The organism is Ferrovibrio sp., from assembly GCF_002796975.1.
Lineage (GTDB): Bacteria > Pseudomonadota > Alphaproteobacteria > Ferrovibrionales > Ferrovibrionaceae > Ferrovibrio.
This window is the reverse complement of record NZ_PEKV01000009.1, coordinates 233,606-255,082: the sequence shown is the minus strand read 5'-3', so window position 1 is coordinate 255,082 and position 21,477 is coordinate 233,606. Positions and strand designations below refer to the sequence as shown.

At 60.6% G+C, this 21,477-nt stretch carries 21 protein-coding genes and 1 tRNA gene; 6 read left to right on the top strand and 16 right to left on the bottom strand.

What is annotated here, in order from left to right; all coding sequences use genetic code 11:
• Window positions 1-13 precede the first annotated feature (13 nt).
• The 4 genes from CTR53_RS11860 to CTR53_RS11845 form a co-directional block, all read right to left on the bottom strand.
• Window positions 14-1,090 (bottom strand): hypothetical protein, encoded by a 1,077-nt coding sequence (locus CTR53_RS11860; protein WP_290813287.1) that lies wholly within the window; start codon window positions 1,088-1,090, stop codon window positions 14-16.
• Window positions 1,087-3,210 carry an SMP-30/gluconolactonase/LRE family protein gene (locus tag CTR53_RS11855; protein ID WP_290813285.1) on the bottom strand — a complete coding sequence of 708 codons (2,124 nt, stop codon included), beginning with the start codon at window positions 3,208-3,210 and terminating at the stop codon, window positions 1,087-1,089. The genes CTR53_RS11860 and CTR53_RS11855 overlap by 4 nt, the downstream gene beginning before the upstream one ends.
• A gap of 67 nt (window positions 3,211-3,277) precedes the next feature.
• On the bottom strand, window positions 3,278-4,273 hold the full coding sequence (locus CTR53_RS11850) for a sugar ABC transporter substrate-binding protein (RefSeq protein WP_290813283.1): 996 nt from the start codon (window positions 4,271-4,273) through the stop codon (window positions 3,278-3,280).
• Window positions 4,274-4,309: 36 nt separating this feature from the next.
• A complete protein-coding gene (locus CTR53_RS11845; protein ID WP_290813281.1) occupies window positions 4,310-5,284 on the bottom strand; it encodes an ABC transporter permease in 975 nt (324 codons plus the stop codon).
• A gap of 248 nt (window positions 5,285-5,532) precedes the next feature.
• On the opposite strand from CTR53_RS11845, the gene CTR53_RS11840 reads away from it, so the two are divergent.
• A complete protein-coding gene (locus tag CTR53_RS11840; RefSeq protein WP_290813279.1) occupies window positions 5,533-6,486 on the top strand; it encodes a helix-turn-helix domain-containing protein in 954 nt (317 codons plus the stop codon).
• A 654-nt stretch (window positions 6,487-7,140) separates the two neighbouring features.
• On the opposite strand, the gene CTR53_RS11835 is transcribed toward CTR53_RS11840, so the two are convergent.
• From CTR53_RS11835 to CTR53_RS11805, 7 genes are all read right to left on the bottom strand, one after another.
• Complete coding sequence (locus tag CTR53_RS11835) at window positions 7,141-7,941, bottom strand: SDR family NAD(P)-dependent oxidoreductase (protein WP_290813276.1); 801 nt, start codon at window positions 7,939-7,941, stop codon at window positions 7,141-7,143.
• 3 nt (window positions 7,942-7,944) lie between these two features.
• A complete protein-coding gene (locus CTR53_RS11830) occupies window positions 7,945-8,871 on the bottom strand; it encodes an SMP-30/gluconolactonase/LRE family protein (RefSeq protein ID WP_290813274.1) in 927 nt (308 codons plus the stop codon).
• The gene (locus CTR53_RS11825; protein WP_290813272.1) at window positions 8,852-9,910 is read right to left on the bottom strand and encodes an ABC transporter ATP-binding protein; all 1,059 of its coding nucleotides are present in this window, start codon (window positions 9,908-9,910) and stop codon (window positions 8,852-8,854) included. Before CTR53_RS11825 ends, CTR53_RS11830 begins: the two co-directional genes overlap by 20 nt.
• A gap of 76 nt (window positions 9,911-9,986) precedes the next feature.
• Window positions 9,987-10,826, bottom strand: coding sequence for a carbohydrate ABC transporter permease (locus CTR53_RS11820; RefSeq protein ID WP_290813270.1), 840 nt, complete (start codon window positions 10,824-10,826; stop codon window positions 9,987-9,989).
• Window positions 10,823-11,638, bottom strand: coding sequence for a carbohydrate ABC transporter permease (locus CTR53_RS11815; protein WP_290813268.1), 816 nt, complete (start codon window positions 11,636-11,638; stop codon window positions 10,823-10,825). The genes CTR53_RS11820 and CTR53_RS11815 overlap by 4 nt, the downstream gene beginning before the upstream one ends.
• Window positions 11,639-11,760: 122 nt before the next feature.
• Window positions 11,761-13,017, bottom strand: a complete 1,257-nt coding sequence (locus tag CTR53_RS11810) for an extracellular solute-binding protein (protein WP_290813265.1) — start codon at window positions 13,015-13,017, stop codon at window positions 11,761-11,763.
• A gap of 141 nt (window positions 13,018-13,158) precedes the next feature.
• The gene (locus CTR53_RS11805; RefSeq protein WP_290813263.1) at window positions 13,159-14,355 is read right to left on the bottom strand and encodes a mandelate racemase/muconate lactonizing enzyme family protein; all 1,197 of its coding nucleotides are present in this window, start codon (window positions 14,353-14,355) and stop codon (window positions 13,159-13,161) included.
• Window positions 14,356-14,483: 128 nt separating this feature from the next.
• On the opposite strand from CTR53_RS11805, the gene CTR53_RS11800 reads away from it, so the two are divergent.
• The 4 genes from CTR53_RS11800 to CTR53_RS11785 all read left to right on the top strand — a co-directional run bounded on the left by CTR53_RS11800 (window position 14,484) and on the right by CTR53_RS11785 (window position 18,356).
• Window positions 14,484-15,203 (top strand): SDR family NAD(P)-dependent oxidoreductase, encoded by a 720-nt coding sequence (locus CTR53_RS11800; RefSeq protein ID WP_290813261.1) that lies wholly within the window; start codon window positions 14,484-14,486, stop codon window positions 15,201-15,203.
• Between the two features lie 15 nt (window positions 15,204-15,218).
• Window positions 15,219-16,301, top strand: coding sequence for an aldose 1-epimerase family protein (locus CTR53_RS11795; protein ID WP_290813259.1), 1,083 nt, complete (start codon window positions 15,219-15,221; stop codon window positions 16,299-16,301).
• 8 nt (window positions 16,302-16,309) lie between these two features.
• Window positions 16,310-16,963, top strand: coding sequence for a GntR family transcriptional regulator (locus tag CTR53_RS11790; RefSeq protein WP_290813257.1), 654 nt, complete (start codon window positions 16,310-16,312; stop codon window positions 16,961-16,963).
• 145 nt (window positions 16,964-17,108) lie between these two features.
• The gene (locus CTR53_RS11785) at window positions 17,109-18,356 is read left to right on the top strand and encodes a site-specific integrase (RefSeq protein ID WP_290813255.1); all 1,248 of its coding nucleotides are present in this window, start codon (window positions 17,109-17,111) and stop codon (window positions 18,354-18,356) included.
• Here CTR53_RS11785 and CTR53_RS11780 read toward each other — a convergent pair.
• Together CTR53_RS11780 and CTR53_RS11775 are read right to left on the bottom strand one after the other, a co-directional pair.
• Window positions 18,353-18,922 carry an RES family NAD+ phosphorylase gene (locus CTR53_RS11780; RefSeq protein WP_290813252.1) on the bottom strand — a complete coding sequence of 190 codons (570 nt, stop codon included), beginning with the start codon at window positions 18,920-18,922 and terminating at the stop codon, window positions 18,353-18,355. The two genes, CTR53_RS11785 and CTR53_RS11780, sit on opposite strands and share 4 nt — an antisense overlap.
• 113 nt (window positions 18,923-19,035) lie before the next feature.
• Window positions 19,036-19,440, bottom strand: coding sequence for an antitoxin Xre-like helix-turn-helix domain-containing protein (locus CTR53_RS11775; protein WP_290813250.1), 405 nt, complete (start codon window positions 19,438-19,440; stop codon window positions 19,036-19,038).
• Window positions 19,441-19,931: 491 nt separating this feature from the next.
• Here CTR53_RS11775 and CTR53_RS11770 point away from each other — a divergent pair, with 491 nt between their 5' ends.
• Window positions 19,932-20,174, top strand: coding sequence for a hypothetical protein (locus tag CTR53_RS11770; RefSeq protein ID WP_290813248.1), 243 nt, complete (start codon window positions 19,932-19,934; stop codon window positions 20,172-20,174).
• 231 nt (window positions 20,175-20,405) lie between these two features.
• Here CTR53_RS11770 and CTR53_RS11765 read toward each other — a convergent pair.
• The 3 genes from CTR53_RS11765 to CTR53_RS11755 all read right to left on the bottom strand — a co-directional run bounded on the left by CTR53_RS11765 (window position 20,406) and on the right by CTR53_RS11755 (window position 21,466).
• Window positions 20,406-20,480 (bottom strand) — tRNA-Val (locus CTR53_RS11765).
• 73 nt (window positions 20,481-20,553) lie between these two features.
• Entirely contained in the window at window positions 20,554-21,081 is a 528-nt protein-coding gene (locus CTR53_RS11760) for a PAS domain-containing protein (protein WP_290813246.1), read from the bottom strand.
• A 112-nt stretch (window positions 21,082-21,193) separates the two neighbouring features.
• Window positions 21,194-21,466 (bottom strand): HU family DNA-binding protein, encoded by a 273-nt coding sequence (locus tag CTR53_RS11755; protein ID WP_144069354.1) that lies wholly within the window; start codon window positions 21,464-21,466, stop codon window positions 21,194-21,196.
• Window positions 21,467-21,477 lie beyond the last annotated feature (11 nt).

Here is a 21,477-nt window from a genome sequence, read left to right as displayed (position 1 = left end):
ACCGGGCCTGCCTTTACGAACCGAAATCGAGCCGGGCGACGACATCGTCGCCGCGCGAGGCCGCATAGAGCGCACCGTCATGGATGACAGCACCGGTGACGCCGTGCGTCGTGCCGTCGGCGCGGCTCTGGAAACTGTCGACCGGCAGGCAGTTTTCGTCCAGCAGCACGACCATGCCGAAGGACAAGGTCGGCGCCCAGGGTTTGAGGATGCCAAGATGCTTGACGCCACCGCCCTGCAGCGGTTCGTAGAAGGACCGCCCGCTGCGATAGCTGGGCGCGACCCAGTAGCGCGGATCGACCTCCGCCATCATGCGGCGCCGGTACTGGTCCTCGCGCAGGATGAATTCGACCAGCTGGTTGCGCGGCGCGAACATGGCCATGACATAGCCGTCGCCCGAACTCGCACTGGGTCCATGGCCGATATGGCCCGGATAGCCCGGCAGATCGGACTGGATCACCTTCCGCAGCGCGCCGGTGGTCCTGTCCAGCAGAACGATCCGGTGTTTCCAGCTCTCGGATACGATCAGGCCGTCGGCGATAAGCGCCAGGCCGGCCGGAAATGCCAGGCCGGCTGCGATGCGATGCTGTCGACTGCCGCGCAAATCCATCTGCCAGATGGCGCCCGAGGCATTGCGCTCCAGCAGGTCGCGCGTCCAGGCCGATGGCGGATTCTGCGCCGAACCGTGGCAGACATACAGCGCATCGCCGTCTGCGACCATCGCCGTGGGGCAGCGTGCGCCATCGCGGGCGGGCAATTCAGTGCCGTCGAACTCACCGCCGACAATGACAATACGGCCGTCATCGAGGCCGATGGCAATGCCGCCGGCGACTGGTGCAAGGCAACTGATCTCGGCGGAGGCGCGATACAGCACCTCCCCGCTGGGCAGCCGCAGCAGGTCGCTGCCGGAACTGACCATCAGGCCGTCGCGGCCGACCGCCAGTGCGCCCGGCGCGCGGACCGGAATGCGTCCGGCGGCGTCATCAAGCCGCCGGTTCGGGCGCAGCGCGCCGTCCAACGCTGGAACGGTGATCGCACTTTCGTTGCGACCGAGGAAGGAATCGAGCGCCCGGGTGAAGAAGAAGCTCATTTCTCATCCCCCCAGTAGGAGCGCGTACCGGTCCAGTCCGGATCGGCCCCCGCCAGCGGCAGTTGCCCGATGCGGTTGTTGAAGATGCCGCCGATATAGAGATGCCCGCGATGTTCGCGCATCGAGGTGATCATCGGGTGGTTCTCGCCGCCGAGATCCCACAGCGTATCGAGGATGCGGCCGCTCTCGTCGAAGCGGACGATGCAGCCGGTATTGATATTAGGGAACAGCCATTCATCGGGCGCCACCCGCCGCGCCATGCGCCGGCGGAAGCCGGGCATCCTGAGCGCGAGATCCATGCTGGGCGTGCGCACGCCGACCAGCGCCAGCCAGTAGGTGCCATCGGAGGCGCGGTTGATATTGTCGGGATGGCCGGGCAGGTCCGGGATCACGGTTTCGACCTTGCCCGCCTTGGGACCGTCGAAATGGTAGCGGCTGACGCTGCAACTCCAGGTTTCGGCGAACAGGAACGACTGGCCGTCCTGCGTCATACAGATGCCGTTCGGGAAATTCAGGTTGCGCAGCACCGTGCGTGTCGTGTTGCTAAGCGGGTCGTAACAAATGATCCGCCCGTTGCCGCGCGATTCCAGGCCGTCGACCGGCCATTCATGCATTTCATAGCGGACGGTGGCTTCGCTGAAGAAAATTCGGCCGTCGGGTGCGATATCCAGATCGTCGGCCAACCGCAGCCGCGCATCGTCAATGATCGAGAACGGCGTGCGGTTGGTTTCATCGGTCAGCTTGCTAATCTGGCGATCCATGCCGATGCGATACAGCCCCATGCCGCCGATGCAGCAGATCAGCGCGCCGTCGCGGGCAAAGGCCATGCCGAGCGGCCGGCCACCGACATGGGCAAAGACCTCCTGCTGCGTGTAGTCCGGCGCGAAGAAGCGCACAATGTCGCCGGTGCGCGTGCCGGCATAGATATGGTCGTTCTCGTCGAGGATCACATCCTCCGGCCCGTCGACCTGGTTCAGGCCGACTGGCGACACATCGCGCAGACGATCGTTCAGGGCATAGGGCGAGGCCGAGTCGCGCTCGGTGCCGGGCGCTGCCGGCAGGCTGCGGAAGGCCGGCGAGACATAGACCTTGGCCAGTACCTTGTGGCGATTCTTCAGCCAGCGCACATCGATCGCCACTGCGGCCAGCAGGATGAGGCCGAGGATCAGAGAATTGGCGCCGCTGCCGGCACCGACGCGCACCAGCCCATTGATGATGATCATGACGGTGATCGCGCCGAGCACGGCTTTCGCCGCCGAACCGCGACCGCCGCCGAGACTGTTGCCGCCCAGCACGGCTGCCGTCAGCACCGTGATCTCCAGCCCGATGCCGACATCCGAGCCGGCGCCACCGAGGCGCGCAGCAAACAGGAAGCCGGCCAGCGCCGCCAGCGTGCCCGAGACCACATAGGTCAGGCAGATGGTGCGCCGCACGTGAATGCCGACATTGTGGGCCGAGCGCCGCGACCCGCCCACCGCCATCAGATGCCAGCCCGGCCGGGTGCGGCTGAGCACCACATGCACGACGATAGCGATCAGGAGGAACAGCGCGAAGCTGAACGGTACCTGGGCGACCTTGCCGTCGCCGATGAAATCCCAGACTGCGGAATCGACGAAGCCGGCCGAAATCTGCACGGCAAATTTCAGCAGCAGCATATCGACGATGGAGCGCACGATGATCAGCGTCACCAGCGTGGTGAGAAACGCCCGCAGGCGCAGATAGCCGATCAGCAGGCCGTTCACCAGACCGACGGACGCGCCCACCGCGAGCGTAATCACGCATGCGACGCCAACCGGCAGCCCGAAGATGTTCAGCATCGCCAGCGCGGTGATATTAGCCAGTGCCAGCACCGAGCCGACGCTGAGATCGATGCCGCCGGCTAGCATGACGATGGTCATGGCCAGCACGACAAGGCCGAATTCGCCAAGCTGCCGCGTCAACGCGGTCATGCTGCCGAGGCTGAGGAAATCCGGCACGGCGGTGCCGAAACCGACCAGCACCGCGACCAGGATGGCGAAGGGAATCGCGTTGTCGATCCACCTTTTGGCGAGGATTTCGCCAACGATATGGTCTGGCACCAGCCGGTAGCGCCAGTAGGCAATGGTATCTGTGATCGACATCTGCGGACCCGGAAAAGGAATCAGGTTCCGGGGCCGGTATGCAGTCCGGCCCCGGAATGACGCGTGCTTACTTCTTGGTCTCAAGCGTCCAGCAGGCGCCGGGCTTCATGTTGTCCTTGGTGATGAAGGTGAGCGGCGAGAACAGCGTGGTTTTTGTCGCACCCGGCTTCGGCTTGTTCTGGAACAGCGACTGGATGATATCGGCGATGTCGCGCGCCTGAGCGGGCACGTCGTAGCTCACCACTTCGCTGTAGACGTCCTTGTTCAGATTGTCGCAGGCTGCCTGATTGCCGCCGCCCTGGGTGATCCAGTGCACCTTCTTGCCGGATTCGCGGATCGCGGCACCGGTGCCGACATCCATCACATCCCAGAAGCCGACGCCGCCGCACAGATCGGGATGCTGCTGCAGCACGGTGGCCATGATGCTGCGGGCCTTGGTGGCGTCCCAGTCGGCGGCCTGGTTGGAGACGATCTTCATTTCGGGATGCTTGGACAGCACATTGTCCAGGCCCTTCATCTGGTAGGCGCTGGCCGCCGCGGTCAGCACGCCCTGCATGATGGCGATCTTGCCGTTGCCGCCATTGGCCGGGCTGCATTTGTCGATCAGGCGGTTGGCGATGCGCTCGCCCATGCCGACATAATCGGCGCCGGCGAAGCCGTCGGTCGAATAGCTGGAGCGCATGTTGACCTGGATCACATAGATGCCGGCTTCTTCCGCGCGCTTGAGCAGGCGGGCGTAGGACTGCACATCCGGATTGTGCACCACGATGGCATCGGGCTTTTCGGCGATCAGCGAGGTGATCGCCTGGGCCCCGGCGTCGGTGTTCCAGTTCGGGTCGCGGATCTCGAATTTCACGCCGAGCGGCTCAAGCGCGCTGCGGATGCCCGCGGCCCAGCCTTCGGTGAGGTCGAAGCCCATGGCGATCGGGACGAAGACGACCCGCTTGCCCTTGAAGGCTGCGTAATGCCCCGCCCGCGCGGGATCGTCGATCCCCTGCGCCATGGCCATGGTGCTGATCGACATGGCTGCGACTACTGCCAGCAGCGCCTTGATACCTTTCATGGTGTCCTCCCGTTGGGTTTGCTTATGTAAGAATTTTCAGATGTCGCCCTGCTGTGCGGTTTGCTCGTCGCGGGGATTGATGATGGTGTCGGCGACGATGGCCGCGAGCAGGATCAGGCTCTTGATCACGTTCTGCACGGTGTACTGGATGTCCATGATCGTCATGCCGTTGATCAGCACGCCGATCAGCAGCGTGCCGACGATGACGTTGCGGACGCCGCCCTTGCCACCGGACAGGCCGATGCCGCCAAGTACCACGACAAGGATGACGTCGTAGACAAAGGTGGAGTTGGCCACGCGAATGTTCATGCTGGCGACCGACGTGGCCGTGACCAGTCCGGCAACGAAGCCGATCAGCCCGGACAGCGCATATTGCATGACGATGACAGGCCGCACCGGGATGCCGGCGATCCTGGCCGCCAGCGGGTTGTCGCCGATGGCACGGATGAAACGGCCGGATTTGACATAGCGCAGGAACAGCGCGCCGAGCAGGCAGACGCCGGCAAAGATCAGCACCGGCACCGGAATGCCCATGAAGGCGCCGCTGCCGATCCACACGATCGACCGCGCCGCATCGGGCAGGTAGACGACATCGAGCGTGATCAGGAAATAGCGGCCGAAACCGTAGATGAAGGTGCCCATCGCCAGCGTTGCGAAAATCGCCGGGATTTCGACATAGGCGACCAGAAAACCGGTGATGAGGCCGGACAGCAGGCAGAAGCCCAGCCCGAGCAGCAGTGCGATGCCCAGCGGCATGCCGTTGGCGAGCAGATTGAGCGTCCAGGCCAGCGACACCGCCATCACCGCGACCAGCGACAGGTCGATGCCGCGCCCGATCACCACCAGCGCCATGGCGATGCCGAGCACGCCCAGCACCGAGACACTGCGCACCAGCGCAAGCAGGTTTTCTGGCGTCAGGAAACCCGGCAGCGAGATGGCGAAGCCTGCCGTAAGGACAAGCGCCAGCACCAGTACGATGCGCTCCTGGGTCAGATTCGCCGCGCGGAGCATGAGTTGTTGGCCTCCCAACCGGTTATTGCTGCTTTCCTATCACCCTCGCGCGCAGCAGTTCTTTTCCATACGCGCAAGAAACTTGCCTGTGCGTGCACTGGCGACGCGTCTCGCCGTTTTCCTGTTGCCCGGCTTCGGGGAATGGCAAAGAATGCTGGCGTTCCGCCGTTCAAGTCTGAACGAGACTCAAAGCGACCGCAGGCATCGCACGGCAGGCCGCAGTCCATTGGACGGCGCGGGAGGATGTCATGGATCTGGTATTCTCGACCGATGCACTGGATCGCGCCAAACGCTATGCCGCCTGGCGCGATGCCATTTGCGACGTTTACGTTCACGTCAACGTCAAGGCCGACGACCCGGACAACTACGACGGGTTCATCCGCGAGACCCAGTTCGGCAATGTCGCGATGACGGAATGCCTGGTGTCGCAGCAGCTGATCTCGCGGCGGAAGACACATCTGTCGAAGCTGGACAAGGATTGCTACTACGTGCAGTTCATCCAGACTGGTAGCGTCAACGTGCTGCAGTCCGGCGATTCATTCCATACCTCAGCCGGCGTCGGCGCATTGTTCTGCGCATCTGAGCCTTATGACCTGCAATGCATAGGCAAGGTGCGTTCCTATTACCTTGAGATTCCGCGCGAAGCTTTCGGCAGCCGTTTTGCAAATGGGCAGGCGCCGCTCGCCGCCACCATGAGCACCGGCCGCGGGCTCGGGCGCGTCGCGGTGGAATTCTGTTCGACGCTGGCCGGCCAGGGCGATGCCCTGGACACGCCGGCTCGCGCAAAGCTCGGCGAGGAGTTGATGGACGTCCTGGCCCTGGCTTTCGAGACGGCACATCGCGACGAGCCAATGACGGAACAGGTGGTGCAGAAGGCGCGCCTGCGGTCGGTGAAGGCCTGGATCGAGGATCACCTCTGCGACCAGAGCCTGAGCCCAGAACTGATCGCTAAAAGCAACGGCATCTCGCTGCGCTACTTGCATACGCTGTTTCGGCTTGAAGGCCAGTCGGTCTCGAACTGGATCTGGACACGGCGGATTGAGCTCGGGCATGACATGCTGTTGCGCTCAGGTCACAATGCCCGCTCATTGACCGAAGTGGCATATCGCGTCGGCTTCAGCAGTTCATCGCATTTCAGCACGAGGTTTCGTCGTCGCTTCGGCATCCGCCCGTCCGATATCACCCGCGGCAGATTGTCCTAAGCCGCTTTGCGTCGCCGACGGGCCTGGTTTTGTAGCTGCGCAGAGTATGAGGTAGGCCAGGCACTGCCCAGAAGATGCATTGCTCCTTGCTGGAACCAAACTCGGGTTATCTACTCAGTTTGGATTCTACTGATCCAATTCAATTGTTGAACTGAGTTGAGCCAGATCTACCAACCAGGGCTAGCCCGCAATACCAGCTCGCGGGGTAGTTTCGGAATTTCTCGGCCTGAAGTGGCAGAATTTACTGGCGAGGAAATCGCCCAATACCCATGCCGCTCGGCCTCACGACCTGTAACACCGCCACTGAATGCAGCACGTGTTATTAGAAGGTCGTCAGCTGCGACTACCGGCATTGAAGTCAGTGTAAGCATGCACAGAAGTGCAGCGTTACACACAGCGGCGCGTGCCATCCCCCGATTCCCCACTTACCCACCGTGAGGATTCGTAGCACAACCCAAGAGATTCAATAGGACATAAATTTCTACGTTTTAGTGCATACAATCGTAGGCATCGTTACTCGAAATCCCCACCCTCACTACGTTCGTCTCATTAGACTCTCACTCAGTACAAAATTCAGAATTTCTCCGTGCCGGTAGATTTTCGTATTTCACGGCAGCTATAGAGAAGCCGAAAATGCCCGAGAGAGCAGATGAACTAGAGAGGCAACTTAGCTCCAAGTCCGCCATCGACCGTAAATTCCGCCCCGGTCACATAAGCGGCACGAGGGCCGAGCAGGAAGAGAACCATCTGCGCCACGTCGGCTGGCCCGCAAGGCTTTTCTACCGCAGCTGCAATCGGCTGTGCTGAGGTCCAGCGCTGCACCAGCATATCGCCGCTGGTTTCCGGTGTTACGACGCGCGCGGCCGCCTCGCGCAGCATCGGCGTATCGACTACGCCGGGGCATACAACATTGATGCGGATATTGTCCTTGGCGTGGTCCAATGCCATCGCCCGCGTCATCGCATTCAGCCCGCCCTTGGCAGCTACATAGGCAACGCCGTTGGGCTTGCCGCGCAGCGCTTGGATTGAGGAAACCACAACGATCGAACCGCCCCTACCCGCGATCATTGCCGGCAGCACGGCCTTACAGGCGCGGAAGGTGCCAGAAAGATTGGTGTCAATCACGCGCAGCCAGTCCGCCTCGCTGGCCGAAACAGCCGTGCCCGGCACCTGGATGCCCGCGGCGCAGACCAGATGGTCAATCCGGCCAGCGCGGCGTATCACGTCCTGCACGGCAGCTTCCAGCTTGGCGAGGCTGCGAACATCGCCATCGAAACCCCAGACCCGATCCGGATAGCGCGCAGTCAACGTCTCGACCGCTGCGGCGATCTGATTTGCATCATGCCCGAGCAGTGCAACGCGGGCACCTTCAGCAAGTAAGGCTTCGGCTGTACCGAGGCCGATACCGCTGCCGCCGCCCGTCACCACAGCCACGCGTCCACTGAAATCCTGCATCTGTCACTCCAAGGTGTAGGGATGGTGACCAGGATGATCGAGCCGGATGGTCTGGATGGTTCCGGTTTCGGCTTCGGTCACGAACAAACGGCCCTGCTCGCGTCGCGAGAATGCCAGGTTGGTAGGGATCAGACCCTCGGCCGTGCGGATGCGTTCGAGGGGTTCGCCGAACCTGTCGTAGACGATCACGCAGCCCGCCAGTGCATGGCAGACCAGCAAATTGCTGACGTCATCCATCGCCAGTCCATCCGGTCCACCGCCCAGTGAACCCGACATTTGCACGAAATGCCCGACTTTGCCGAGGCCGCCATCAGGCCGCAAGATCACGCGCCAGATCGCGTTGGCTTGCGTGACCGCGACATAGAGAAAGCGCTCGTCTGGCGTCAACACCAGGCCGTTCGGACTGGGGAAGCCCGCGGCGATCAGTTCCAACCCCTTGCCGTCGCGCCACCGAAAGATCCGACCATAGGGCCGCAAAATGTCGGAATCGCCCTGGTCGGTGAAATAGACATCGCCACTGGCGGCAACAGTCACGTCGTTGGGGCCATGCAGCGGCGCACCCTCGAAACTATCGGCCAGCACCTCGTGCTTACCCGTTGACGGGTCGAGTCGCAGCAACCCCCAACGATTGTCCGCGATCAGGCAGCGGCCTTGCCGATCGAGTTTCAGGCCGGTTGGCCAGCCGTCATACTGATATCCGACTTCCCAGGCACCGTCGGGCGACAGCGCAAGGATGCGGCTGTTGGCGATATCGACGCACCACAGCCAACCGCGTTCGTCGCAGCAGGGCCCCTCCAGAAAGCAGTCTGCCGCCGCGCCATTACGGCGGCGTTCCGCCCAGCCGTTCTTCAGGACCGAGCGGAAATTGCCCGGCAAGCGTGCATGAATGGAAAGCTGCTTCATGGCTGCATCATGCGGCCAGATCGCCACCTTGCACCAGTGCCGCCCCGCTGGCGGTATCAAACAGATAAAGTTCGCGAGTCAGCAGCGACAACCGCACCCGGTCTTCTATGGCAAGTACCGCGTCTGCCGCGGCCGCACCGCTCAGCTCGATACCACCGGCCTGCGCATAATAGAATTGCTCGGTGCCAGCATGTTCGACCTGCCGCAGTACCGCCTCACATTGCACGGCATCTGTTCGTTCGCCGATCTTAACGCCCTGCGGCCGGATGCCCAGCGTAACGGCACGGCCCTGGAAGCGTGCCCAATCATTCAAGGGGGCCGGCAGCGCCAGATTCAAACCATCGGACCTGAACACAAGCCCGTCGCCTACCTGTACTACTGTGCCCGACAGGTTGTTCATCTCTCGCTCGCCCATAAAGTTGGCGACGAAGGCATTCACCGGTTTGCGATAAATATCGGCCGGTGCGCCGAACTGCTGCAACCGTCCGCCCTGATAGATGGCGATGCGGTCCGACAGCGACATCGCCTCGCTCTGGTCGTGCGTAACATAAACGATGGTAGAGCGCAGCCGCTGGTGCAGCGCCTTGAGGTCACGGCGCATCTTGAGCCGCAGCCGCGCATCGAGATTCGATAGAGGCTCGTCCAGCAGAAACACTTTTGGATCACGCACCATGGCGCGGCCGAGCGCTACGCGCTGCTGCTGGCCACCCGAGATTTCCTTCGGGTAACGCGCCAGCAGATGACCGATGCCCAGCGTCTCGGCTACATCCTTGACCTTCGCTGCAATCGCCTGCTTGCTCAAGTCGTGGCCGCGTGCCTGCAGGGGAAATGCCAAGTTCTCGGCGATCGTCATATGCGGATAGAGCGCGTAATTCTGGAATACCATGGCAATGCCGCGGCGGTCTGGCGATAGATGCGTCACATCGGTATCGCCGATCATGATGCTACCGTTGTCGGCACTGATGAGGCCGGCGAGGATGTTGAGTGTCGTGGTCTTGCCCGAGCCGGACGGCCCCAGCAGCGAAACGAATTCACCCGGCTGGATCGTCAAATCGAGATCGGCCAACGCGACGGTTTCGCCATATCGTTTGCCGATACCGCGAAATGCGATGGAGGCGCCACTATCCTGAATCATACCCCACTCACCCCTTGACGCTGCCGTTGGTCATGCCAGCCATGAAATAGCGCTGCAGGATAACGAAGACTACCAGCAGCGGGATTGTCGAAACCATGGAAGCTGCTAGCAGCGGCCCCCATTCGCGGCCGTAGAAGCCGAGGAAGTTATAGATGCCAATGGGCAGCGTGCGCGTCTCTTCCGACGACAACAGCGTCACCGCTACGACGAAATCGTTCCAGGCAAAGACCACCACGAACAGCCCGGCCGCGATTAACCCAGGACGCGACAGCGGCAACACTACCTTCCACAGAGCCTGCAATCGGCTGTAGCCGTCCATCATGGCCGACCATTCAAGTTCAATGGGCAGGCTTTGGTAATAAGCTGCCAGGATCCAGATGACGATCGGCAACTGATAGGCGCTGTAGACCAGGATCAACCCGATATGGGTGTTTACCAGGCCGATTTCGGCGATCAGCGTATAGGTTGGGATCAGCAGTGAGGCGACCGGAATGCTCATCACTGCGATGATAGCGACCATTACGGCGCGTTTACCGGGGAATTCGAAACGGGCAAGACCATAAGCTGCCAGAGCTCCGATGCCGAGGCATATAACCACGGTGCCGGCCGAAACCAGCAGACTGTTCAGCAGAAAGCCGAAAGCGCCAGCTTTAAAGATTGTGACATAATGCTCGAAGGTCACTGTCGCAGGCAGCAAACTGGGCGGGAACTGCACAATGTCACGCGTTGGCTTCAGTGAGGTCATCAGGCCCCAGAAGATCGGAAACAGCGCAGCCACGACGATGATCACAGAGAGAAGACCGCGCAACAGTCGGCGCAACAGGCCAGAATGGGATTCGAAGATCACAGGCTCTGCCCTCCGCGTGTTTTCCGGAACACTGCCAGCAGTAAGACCACGGCGGCAATATTGAAGAGGCAGAGCACAATGGCCATGGCATTGGCCTTGCCAAGATCGAAATCCTCGAAACCGATGCGGAAGATACGCAACGCCAGCGTATCGGTCGCGTTGTTCGGTCCGCCACCGGTGAGTATCAGCGGGAAGGTCAACACATTGGCGAAATGTAGCAGCAGCCGTATCAGCGTAATCAAGATTGCGGGCCGCAGCAGGGGCAAGATGATGCGACGGAAGATCATATATGAGCCGGCGCCGTCGATGCGCGCCGCTTGGATCAGGTTAGGCGGGATGCTGCGTAAGCCCGCCAACAGCATCACCATGGCAAAAGCTGAGTCGCGCCAAATGCCGTTGGCCACCATCGCGGCCATCGCATATTCGGGGTCGGCCAGAACGGTCGGGCTGGCGACATCAAACCAGGCTGCAGCCAGCGGTACCAGCCCTGCATCGGTGGAGAAAATCCACTTCAGCAGCATAGAGCCAACCAGCATGGCGATCACGTAAGGCAGCAGAACGACGGTGCGCAGCAGAATACTGCCGGCGGTGTCGCGGTTCAAGAAGAGTGCCAGGCCGAAGCCGGTGGCGAAGGTGAGCGTCAGTGCCATCAGGCTGAAGCTACAGGTCACTAGGAACGAATTTAGAAACAGCCGGTGGCTGAGAATGTCGATGTAGTTTTGCAGGCCGTTGAAATCACCGAGCTGATAATAGCGCACTCGGTGCACGCTGTAATACAGGCTGAGCGCAAGCGGGGCGAAGACGAAACCCACTTCGAGAACCAGTGCCGGCAGAAGATATCGGTAAGCCTGGAAGGGCGTACGCTGTCCGTCCATCATAACGCACCAACCATCCTCTGCCGGTCACTCGTTCAAATCTTACTGGTATTTATGACTTACTGCCGGCCGGCCGAAGCCGCTTCGGCTTCGCGCAGCGCCGCCATCGGATCGACATTGCCAAGCACTACGCGTTGCGTCGCCGTATTGAGGTCGACGAAGGTGCGTGCGGCATTGCATTCCGCCGGCAGCCAGACTTCTGCATCGGCCCACATCTGCGACAACTGGCGCAGTGGGTCATATTTCGCGTCCTTGAAAACCGGTTTGTCAAAGATGGACTTGAACAGCGGCACTTGCCCACCCGGCTCGGCCCAGAGTTCCATTCCCTCCGGCCCGGTCATGTAGGCAACAAATTTGGCGGCCGCCTCTTTCTGCTTCGAGTCTTTCGAGATCGAGGCGAACCAACCCGACATAATCTGTGGGCCCGGCTTTTTGCCGTCGAGGCTCGGCCAAGGCAACATGCCGAGTTCCTTGCCGTTCCAGGTGGCTTTTTCCATCACGTTGCCATAACGACCGTTGCCACTGCTAGCCAGCGCCACCTTGCCCGCAATGAACTGCTCGATCACATCGTCCAGCGTGTAGGCAAAGCTCTCCTGGCTGGCGACCTTGTGCTTGCGAATCAGGTCCGCCTGCATATTGAGCGCACGCACACCGTTGTCGTTGGCCAGCAGTGCTTTGCACTTGTCGCCAAACAGCTTGCCGTCCTGCGCGGCAGCCAGTGCATTGGCGCCAAACGACATCGTCGTCTTGTCGGTCGACAGATGCATGCCAACGCCCCAGCGCTCGACATTCGGGCCGTTGGTACGCTGCATCTTGGCCGCAGCACTGGCCAGGTCGTCCCAGGTCTTGACTCCGGCTGGATCAATGCCGGCTTCACGCATCAAGTCCTTGCGGTAGAACAGCACGATCGACAGCGCCATGATCGGTACCGCCACCTGCTTGCCGCCAGTCTTCACCCATTCATAGGCCTGCGGCAGCACCAGGTCTTGACGCTGCGCCGGCGTCCATTTTGATGTAATCAGTGGCCCCAGATCTTCGGCCACACCGGCATTCACCAACAGGCCCATATTCTCGCCATTGACCCAGCCGATATCAGGCGCACTACGCGAGCGATGCGCCATAACGAACTTTTCTGCCAGCGTGAACCAGACCTGGCTCTCGACCTTGATCTTGATGCTCGGATTGGCCGCTTCAAACTTGTCGATGATCTGCTTCAGCGCGCGATCGCGCGGTGTCTCGTTCGCCGGATTGAGGAACGTCCACATAGTGACCGTTTGCGCCAGGGCTGCCATCGGCGCTAGCAGCGCTCCGGCCATGGCCAACGCGGCCAAGCGAAGTTTTGATTTCGTCCTCATTTTGAATACCCCTCCCTAGGGTTCTGTTGGTTTTATCAGATAACTACACTGCTCAAGGACTAGGTGGCTGAAGCCTCCAGCTTCTGTCGACAGTTCGGCCGGTCATTCGGCCGCTGCCTGCGGTCGGTTCGGGTCCCAGCGGCGCTGGCGCGGCGGCATCGAAATCTCTCGGCCGGCGATGAAGGCGAAGCGTTCCAGCGCATCCGGTCCCGGCAGAGCTATGCCCAGACCGGGCCCACGCGGCACCAACACCGAACCGTTGGCGATATCCAGCGCCGGCACGCATAGCTCGTCCCGAAGCGGATTCGTCACCGAAGCGTCCCATTCGAGATGACCGCGGATATGCGTTGGCAGGGCTGCGGCGTAATGCACGCCGGCTACAGTGCCGACGCCGACCACGGTATGTGGTGCAACGGTGATGTTGAAGGCGCTGGCCAGTGCCGCGATCTTCAGGCCTTCGGAGATGCCACCGCATTTGGTGACATCGGGCGTCAGATAGTCGACGCCGCCGGCATCAATCAGGCTGCGTGCGTTGAAGCGCGTGTAGACATTGCCGCCCGAGGCGATCGGCACCGGCGAGTTGCGGCGCAGCCAGCCCATATCGGCATGGTGATAAGCGACGCTGAAATCAAACGGGTCTTCCAGCCAGAAAGTGTTGTAGCGCTCGAGTTTGCGCGCCAGCTGCAGGCTCTCGGGCGGCGAATACGCAGAATTGGCGTCGATCATGATGTCGATATATGCGCCAGCGGCCTCGCGGGTGACCGCTACGGCCTCGAGATCGGCCTCCAGATTCAGACCGCCGCGCACCTTCAGCGCGGTGAAACCGTCGGCGACATAGCCGCGTACTTCCTCGCGCAGCGACTTGGCGTCCTGGAAGCCCAGGCACATGCAGCCAACATAAGTGGGCACACGCCGCACGCCGCCGCCGCCGAGCAGATCGGCGATCGGGCGATTGAGCCGCCGGCCCATCAGGTCCCACAGGGCGATGTCGATGCCGGAGATCGCAGCAACCGCCGCCGAACCGAGCTGGCCAGCTGAGAAAAACATCTCCTCCCACAGCAGCTGGATCTCGGACGAGTCGCGACCGACGATGATATCGGCCAAATGCTCCTCGACGATCGAGGCCATCACCTTGGGCGAGAACGCGTGATAGGCCTCGCCCATCCCCACCAGGCCATCCTCGGTGGTGACGAAGACCAGGCATTCATCGCGCTTGTGACTGGTGCCATGCGCTGCGGTCCAACCGGCCGGCAGCGGCTCGGAGATCAGTTTGCAGGCCACCTTGGTAATCCGACTCATGTCCCATTCCTCCCGGTCTCGGCCTGTATAGCCGATTTCTGTCGACAGTTTTAGAATATGGTCGACAATTTATTCTGTCAAGCGTAGGTTGTGCGCAGGCGGAAAGGCCGCCAGTGCAGAGAGGGTTTATGAAAGAAGGCAGTAGATTCGTCGGTCAGGTGGCCGTGGTCACCGGCGGAGCGTCCGGTATCGGTCGTCAGGTGGCGGAGCGTTTGGCAACCGAAGGTGCGAAGATCGTAGTGTGGGACCGGCAGACCGCCGACATCGGCGAAACGCGGCTCGTCGATATCGCCGACGCCGCCGATGTGGCACGCGCGGCCGATGAAGTGATGACCCGGCACGGACGGCTCGACATCCTGGTCGCCAGCGCCGGCATCACCGGCCCGAATACGACCACTTGGGATTATCCGGTGGCGGACTGGACCAGTGTCATCCAGGTCAACCTGCTCGGTATGTTTCATTGCTGCCGCGCTGTGGTCCCACCTATGCTGAAGGGCAATTACGGGCGAATCGTCGCGCTCGCTTCGGTGGCCGGCAAGGAGGGCAATCCGAATGCCAGCGCCTACAGCGCGTCGAAAGCGGGAGTGATCGGCTTGATCAAATCACTGGGCAAGGAACTTGCAACGACCGGCATCACGGCCAATTGCCTGGCGCCGGCGGCGGTGCGTACGCCGATCTTTGCCCAGATGAAGCAGCAGCATATCGACTATATGCTGTCAAAGATTCCGATGGGCCGATTCGGCGAACTCGACGAGATCGCCGCTATGATTTGCTGGATGGCCAGCCAGGAATGCAGCTTCACCACCGGCGCGGTGTTCGACGCCACCGGCGGTCGCGCCACTTACTGAACGGTTCAGCAAACAATGGTTAGCCTGTTCGGCCAGTCTTTCACCCGCGCGGAACTCCTTCGCCGCATCGGCCGGCTGGAGCAAGTCGCTGGCATCGTTCCTGGCAGCTACGACGACGGGCCAGAGCGTGCGGTACGTTATCTTGACCTGCGCTCTGGCGGGGGCCTCGAAGCGCGTGTGATGGTGGACCGCGGTTTCGATATCGGCGAACTGCGCTTCAACGGCGTTCCACTGTCCTGGCGCTCGGCGAACGGTTTCCGCGCGCCGGGTCTGCATGTCCCCGAGGAAGAGAAAGGTGCTGGCCTGCTGCGCAGTATGGACGGCATGATGGTGACCTGCGGTCTCGACCATGTGCGTGGTGCCGCCGAAGGGCCAGCCGGCCATTTCGGGCCGCGCCGCGAGACGGCGCAGTATCCGCTACACGGCCGCATCAGTCAGACGCCGGCGCGTTTTCTAAGCCAAGGCGAAAACTGGGACAACGACGACTGCCGCTTCCATTGCGAAGGCCTCGTGCGCCAAAGCATGATGTATGGCGAAACGCTTGAACTGCAGCGGCGCATCGAGATGCTGCTGGGCAGCGCGTCGCTCACCATCACAGACCGCGTGCGCAATGCCGGTCACCGCCCGACGCCGCATATGCAGCTTTATCACCTGAATTTCGGTTTCCCGCTGCTTGATGCCGAGGCCACCTTGCTACTGCCGCCCGGTCGCGGACCTCAAACCGAAGCACGTGCCGCTTTCCTGACGCAGCAGCTGCCTTCTGCGGAGGCAGCAGATGAAATCCTGGAGGTTGATCCCCGCCCCGGACCGGATGGCCGAGTTTCGGTAACACTGGTCAACCCGGGTCTTAATGGTGGCCTGGCGGTGCAGGTGGACTACGACGCCAAGGCCCTGCCCGCGCTCCAGATATGGCGCCATCTCGGCCCCGGTATGAATGTGCTGGCGATCGAACCGGCCACCAACCGCGCAAGTCGGCGGGCCGAGCTGGACCAGAGCGGACATATCCGTTTTCTAGAACCGGGCGAAGAAATCGTCTATTCCCTGACGCTATCGATCCATGCCGGCGCAGCCGCGCTGGAAAGATTGCGCCAAGATTGAGATCGAGCATGCTGCTTCAGGAAAAAGCCACCAGCGAATTGCGGCAAGCGATCATCCTTGGAACGCTCAAGCCCGGCGAAAAGCTGAGCGAACCGGAGTTGGCCCAGCATTTTAAGACCAGCCGCAGCCCTATCCGCGAAGCGCTGGTGCAGTTGGAACAGGAAGGCTTCGTCGAACGCAGCAATACGGGCCGCGTCGCGGTGCGCGCGTTGAACATCGAAGAAGCCGAGCAGCTGTTCGCCGTGCGCGCGACGCTGGAAGGCCTGGCGACCCGGTTGGCGGTTGAGAATCTGACGCGCAAGGATACGCAACGGCTAAAATTGAATATCGACGGCATGCAGCAGGCCGGCTTGAGCCGTGATTTTGGACAGGCGCTGGCACTCGGGGCCGATTTTCACCGCATCATTATCGAAGCTTGCAGTAACAAGCCCCTGCAGGAATGCTTAGTGGGCTTCCGCGCCCGCACCAGTCGCTATCGCCACATTGTCGCCTCGCTGGAGGAATTCAGCGAGCAGCGCATCAACGAGCACAACGCGATCCTAGCCGCGCTGCTGACCCAGAGCCCGCAGACTGCTGAGCAGGCTATGATCAATCACATTATGGTCTCGTCACACGAGACGATTTCTGCACTGCGGCGTCACCTGGAACGAAGCCGGCCTTGAGATGTCCAACAACCTATCCGACTGCGTATTGAATACAGCAGATTCTCACTCAGTACGGAAATCAGATTCCCCTCTGGCCGGTAGATTAATCAGCCGTCTGTTGTAATTCTTGTTGTCACTGGCTTCTCGAGCTCGAGGGTGCGCCATGGCAAATCAAAAACCAGCGTCCATTCAACCGCGCCTGATCGGCCTTGCGCCACTGTGCGCGTATCTCGGCCTGACCAAACAGACCTACTCAAAACTATTGCCCGAGTTGCGCAAGAAAGGCTTTCCGCATCCGGTGCCAATATTGGGGCTTTGGGATCGTCATGTCATCGACAAGTGGCTCGATCATTTAAGCGGCTTAGATCGCGGCCGTTATAGCCTGCACCCGCCGCAAGCGGCGCCTATCGGCAATGCTTTTGAGCCCATCAAGCGTACCGCATCACTGCCTACGGCAAAACGCAGCAACAACCCCTACACCGTCGCTGAAGCTATGAGCGATTATTGCGATTGGTTTCGCCAACACCGTAAGTCGTTTTCGCGCACGCAGTATTCGATCAACGCCTATATCATCCCGCAATTCGGCCATCGCAGAGTCGAAGATCTCACCGCGCCTGAACTACGCGCCTGGCATATCGCCTTGTCGAATAGCCCACGCTCAATTCATGTCGGCCTCGGCCAGCCGCGTCGCTTAGCGCCACCCCCGCAGACAGATGAAGAGAAGCGTAAGCGCCGGCAGAGCGCCAATGGCATATTAATGATCCTGAAGGCCGCACTCAATTTTGCCGCCCGCGATGGCAAAGTCGCAAATGACACAGCTTGGCGTAGCGTTAAGATGTTTAAAGGCGTTCTCATCGCCAATGCGGCTTATCTGACGGCCGATGAATGCCGCAAGCTGATGCCATTCTTGGCGCCTGATTTTCGCAAGATTGTGCGCGGCGCACTTTATACAGGTGGCCGCCTCATGGAACTCAGCCGGCTGACGGCTGCAGATTTTGACCCGATCGCCGGCAGCGTGCATTTTGCGCCGGCAAAGACGATTAGAGCTCGCCACGTCATCCTGACCGACGAAGGTCAGAGCTTCTTCAAAGAGCTGACCCATAATCTCATGCCCGGTGATTTGATCTTTCGTCGTGCCGATGGCGAGGCCTGGCGCGTAGCCGATCCCGGCTACCGCCTACAGTCGGCCTGTCAGGCCGCCGGCATTAAACACATCAGCTTTCATGGCTTTCGCCATACCTATGCATCACTTCTGGTCATGTCTGGCGCGTCTCTAACAGCTGTTTCCAAGAATCTCGGCCATACCAAAACTGAGATCTCTGAGCGCTACTATGCTCACTTGAGCCCGAGCTATCTCGGCTCAGAAGTGCGCAACCATATGCCAGAGCTGAATTTAGGTAGTGTGGCTTAATCTGACGATACAATTCGTTTTTCGTAGACTGTTGAGATCGCCTTGCCATCCCATATGTAGCAAAGATGGCGCTCCTGCCTGGCGTTTGTCAGAACCGTCGTGCGAAAGGCAGCAACACACTCACCGCCGTCATAACGGACACTGCTGTAGACAATGCCGTTCGAGCCAGCGTCGCGCAGTTCTGTCGCCAATTTCTGGCTGCCGCCGTAATTCGAGGCGTGATATGCAAGTGGCAGATCGGCCTGCCGTTCACGAATATCATGTAGCTGCCCTTCGACATCGACCAGATAGACGCGCATATCGAGCTCCATGCGTGGCTCGTCGGTCGCCCGCATAAACGCTTCACGATGGAATTTCGTTTCAGCAATGGCCGTGTCGAAATCTTTAGCTGAATAGAACACGCCATATGAGCCGTCTGTAAATCGACTGCCGTCCGGGTTCAAATGTGTGAAGGCTGCCATAATGACGCTCGAGCCTGGCCCCGAGACGCGTTCGTCTTTCGGCACGAGCTGAATATCACCGACCTCGTCGCGCAGACGGGGGTTGGTCAAGCCTTCGAGGTCCATGACCGCATCCAGATCGGCTGGGTCTGCGACACGCTCGAAAAGTTGAATCGGTGGAAAGCGGCTTGGGATTATGCGCCAGCTTGGTTTCCAGCTGATGCGACTGACTGGCATCATTACGACCAGCCACCCCGCTGCGCATCCACATACTGACGGACTACGAATAGATCGGCTACTTGGCCTGACAGCATGCGATCTAGTGCCGACCGACCACTGAAGCAGGGCGCTTGATTGGGGCGCTTCACCCAAGCGTCAGCCGCCTTCTCGTCTGGCAACAGAATCTGCAGTGCCTTGTAGATGCCGAGGATGTAGGAAATCCGCTCGAGCGTGTCTTTTGACAGCGTAACATTGGGATCCTTCTTCCAACCGAAGAAGGTCGAACGCGTCGTTTGGCCGAGTAACGTCATCTGCTGTTCGGCAGACAAACCCCAGGCTTCAGCGATCCTAAAGAAAGTCCGCAGAGCAGGCCCAGACAAACCCTTCCGATTGAGCTGGGAAGCAGCTTTTGCTGACTTCTCCATGTCGTCTCTCCTCACATGGTTTGTCTATAAATTTAGTATTGATTTGTACTTTATTCAACAATAAGTCCAATATCGGACTATATACCTATCCATGAAGATCAAATACTTAGGCCGAATACTGAGCCTTCACCTGCGGTGGGGTGGAGAACTGGCCTAAAGCCTGATTTGAGGGCCGACCAGATTGATGGGGGAGTTAGGAGCTGGAGGCCAGCGGGCAATGTTGGCGCCGCTTCATAACCTGAAGCACTCCAGCGCAAGAGCCTGCCGCCTAGCACCAAGTAACTCGTCTGGCCCTCCGTGACCAAGCATCCATCCGGTAAGCGCTCTAGCGGCCCTGGGAGCGGATGCAGCCGTTTGCTACGGCCATCTAAACGCTCGGCATGGAGAACGCGGTCGATGTCGGGAGCATATGGTCTCGGCCATTTATTGCCGGCTGCCCAGGCATCCCTGAACTCAGTCGCCCTCTGCCGCTGGCAATAGAAACAGGGTCGATGACCAGCCGCCAAAGCCGTCGCCTCGTCCAGAAAGAAAAGCTCAGTCCAGCTTCGGCCGCCCATGACCGCTCGGCGACGCCCTTTGAACTCGCAGAGGCAGATGATCCAGGCCCGGGTCGTCCAGCGACGTTTGAGCAAGGTCCGGTTGGACGGGTCGTGAATGATGCCGCGATTGCCAGTGAAAAGGCCACGCGGTGCAACAGCGACAATCTCGCCAAATGGCGTCACTCGATTCTGTAGTGGCATTATTTGGCCATCAGCGATGGAGGACCGAAGAGTCGATCGACTGCTACGAGCTGCTCACAGCATAAGACGATTTCTTGAGGAGGCTACATCCCTGCAGCTCCCGAGCCATCCCGCCAAGTCATTCTTTGAGAGCTACGCGCTTTAGTTGAGCAAAGACTCCGCGCTATTTGACAGCCCGGAGTTTTGTCGCCAAATTGTCGCCAAATCGGCGTGAGACCTAAAAAATGGTGGGCGATGACGGGATTGAACCGCCGACATCCTCGGTGTAAACGAGGCGCTCTACCGCTGAGCTAATCGCCCGCCGCAATCCCCGAAATCCGAGGCTGCAAAGGCGGTCTTCATACCAGATGACGCCACCGCCCGGCAAGGCGGGTCAGGGCTTGGTTTCAACCGGAAAGCTGGCACCGATCAGCCAGACGGTTTCGCCATCGCGACCCAGCACGGGCAGCGACATGGTTTCCAGCGTGCCGCTGAAATCGCCGGGCTGGAAACGGCCGAACAGGAACACCGGTTTGCGCGACTGCGCCACGCGGTTGGACAGCCGGATGCACAGTTCGGCCTCCTCGGGCATGAAATGCTGCGAGAAGGGAATGTTGGTGGCATCGCCGCCGAACAGCCAGGTGATCGCCGTGCCCAGCAGCCGGTAGCGCCAGTCGCGCCCGCCATCCAGCGGCTCGATCACGAAGCAGTTGCTGACGATGCCCAGTTCGGTCAGCCGCTCGAAGCCGAGGTCGTCGCGCAGCGGAAGGCCGTCTCCCGCAGGCTTCAGTTTCTGCCACAGCCGATATAGTGCCACTGCACCCGGATGGCGCGGACCCTCGATCTCGACCAGCAGTTCACCCTCCCCGCTGGCGCCCTCCAGCATGGCGCGCTCGCCAGTGGTTCCGGTTTTCCTGGTCATCGCCGATCACCCATGCCGCCATCATGGCAGGCGATTGCCACATGCACCATAAACAGCAAACGGCCGGCAGAGACTGCCGGCCGCTGAAATCTGCTGCAGGGGAATACCTGCGTCAGCCGACGGCTTCCTTCAGCGTCTTGCCGGCACGGAATTTCGGCTGTTTGGTCGGCGGCAGGTCGATCCGCTCACCCGTACGGGGATTGCGGCCCGGACTGGCCGCCCGGGTGCCAACAAAGAAGCTGCCGAAGCCGACGATCCTGACCTCCTCACCGCGGCGCAAAGCCTCGGTGATGAGTTCGAAGACCGATTCCACGGCCCGCTCGGCCTGTTCCTTGCTGAGACCCGAGGTATCACGTACCTGGGCCATCAGGTCCTGCTTGTTCACGCTGGCGTCCT

What these genes read in the sequence shown, in the direction of transcription:
- CTR53_RS11860 (WP_290813287.1), bottom strand. Translation starts at nt 1,090, where the DNA reads ATGAGCTTCTTCTTCACCCGGGCGCTCGATTCCTTCCTCGGTCGCAAC.
- CTR53_RS11855 (WP_290813285.1), bottom strand. Translation starts at nt 3,210, where the DNA reads ATGTCGATCACAGATACCATTGCCTACTGGCGCTACCGGCTGGTGCCA.
- CTR53_RS11850 (WP_290813283.1), bottom strand. Translation starts at nt 4,273, where the DNA reads ATGAAAGGTATCAAGGCGCTGCTGGCAGTAGTCGCAGCCATGTCGATC.
- CTR53_RS11845 (WP_290813281.1), bottom strand. Translation starts at nt 5,284, where the DNA reads ATGCTCCGCGCGGCGAATCTGACCCAGGAGCGCATCGTACTGGTGCTG.
- CTR53_RS11840 (WP_290813279.1), top strand. Translation starts at nt 5,533, where the DNA reads ATGGATCTGGTATTCTCGACCGATGCACTGGATCGCGCCAAACGCTAT.
- CTR53_RS11835 (WP_290813276.1), bottom strand. Translation starts at nt 7,941, where the DNA reads ATGCAGGATTTCAGTGGACGCGTGGCTGTGGTGACGGGCGGCGGCAGC.
- CTR53_RS11810 (WP_290813265.1), bottom strand. Translation starts at nt 13,017, where the DNA reads ATGGCCGGAGCGCTGCTAGCGCCGATGGCAGCCCTGGCGCAAACGGTC.
- CTR53_RS11805 (WP_290813263.1), bottom strand. Translation starts at nt 14,355, where the DNA reads ATGAGTCGGATTACCAAGGTGGCCTGCAAACTGATCTCCGAGCCGCTG.
- CTR53_RS11800 (WP_290813261.1), top strand. Translation starts at nt 14,484, where the DNA reads ATGAAAGAAGGCAGTAGATTCGTCGGTCAGGTGGCCGTGGTCACCGGC.
- CTR53_RS11795 (WP_290813259.1), top strand. Translation starts at nt 15,219, where the DNA reads ATGGTTAGCCTGTTCGGCCAGTCTTTCACCCGCGCGGAACTCCTTCGC.
- CTR53_RS11790 (WP_290813257.1), top strand. Translation starts at nt 16,310, where the DNA reads ATGCTGCTTCAGGAAAAAGCCACCAGCGAATTGCGGCAAGCGATCATC.
- CTR53_RS11785 (WP_290813255.1), top strand. Translation starts at nt 17,109, where the DNA reads ATGGCAAATCAAAAACCAGCGTCCATTCAACCGCGCCTGATCGGCCTT.
- CTR53_RS11780 (WP_290813252.1), bottom strand. Translation starts at nt 18,922, where the DNA reads ATGGACCTCGAAGGCTTGACCAACCCCCGTCTGCGCGACGAGGTCGGT.
- CTR53_RS11775 (WP_290813250.1), bottom strand. Translation starts at nt 19,440, where the DNA reads ATGGAGAAGTCAGCAAAAGCTGCTTCCCAGCTCAATCGGAAGGGTTTG.
- CTR53_RS11770 (WP_290813248.1), top strand. Translation starts at nt 19,932, where the DNA reads ATGACCAGCCGCCAAAGCCGTCGCCTCGTCCAGAAAGAAAAGCTCAGT.
- CTR53_RS11760 (WP_290813246.1), bottom strand. Translation starts at nt 21,081, where the DNA reads ATGACCAGGAAAACCGGAACCACTGGCGAGCGCGCCATGCTGGAGGGC.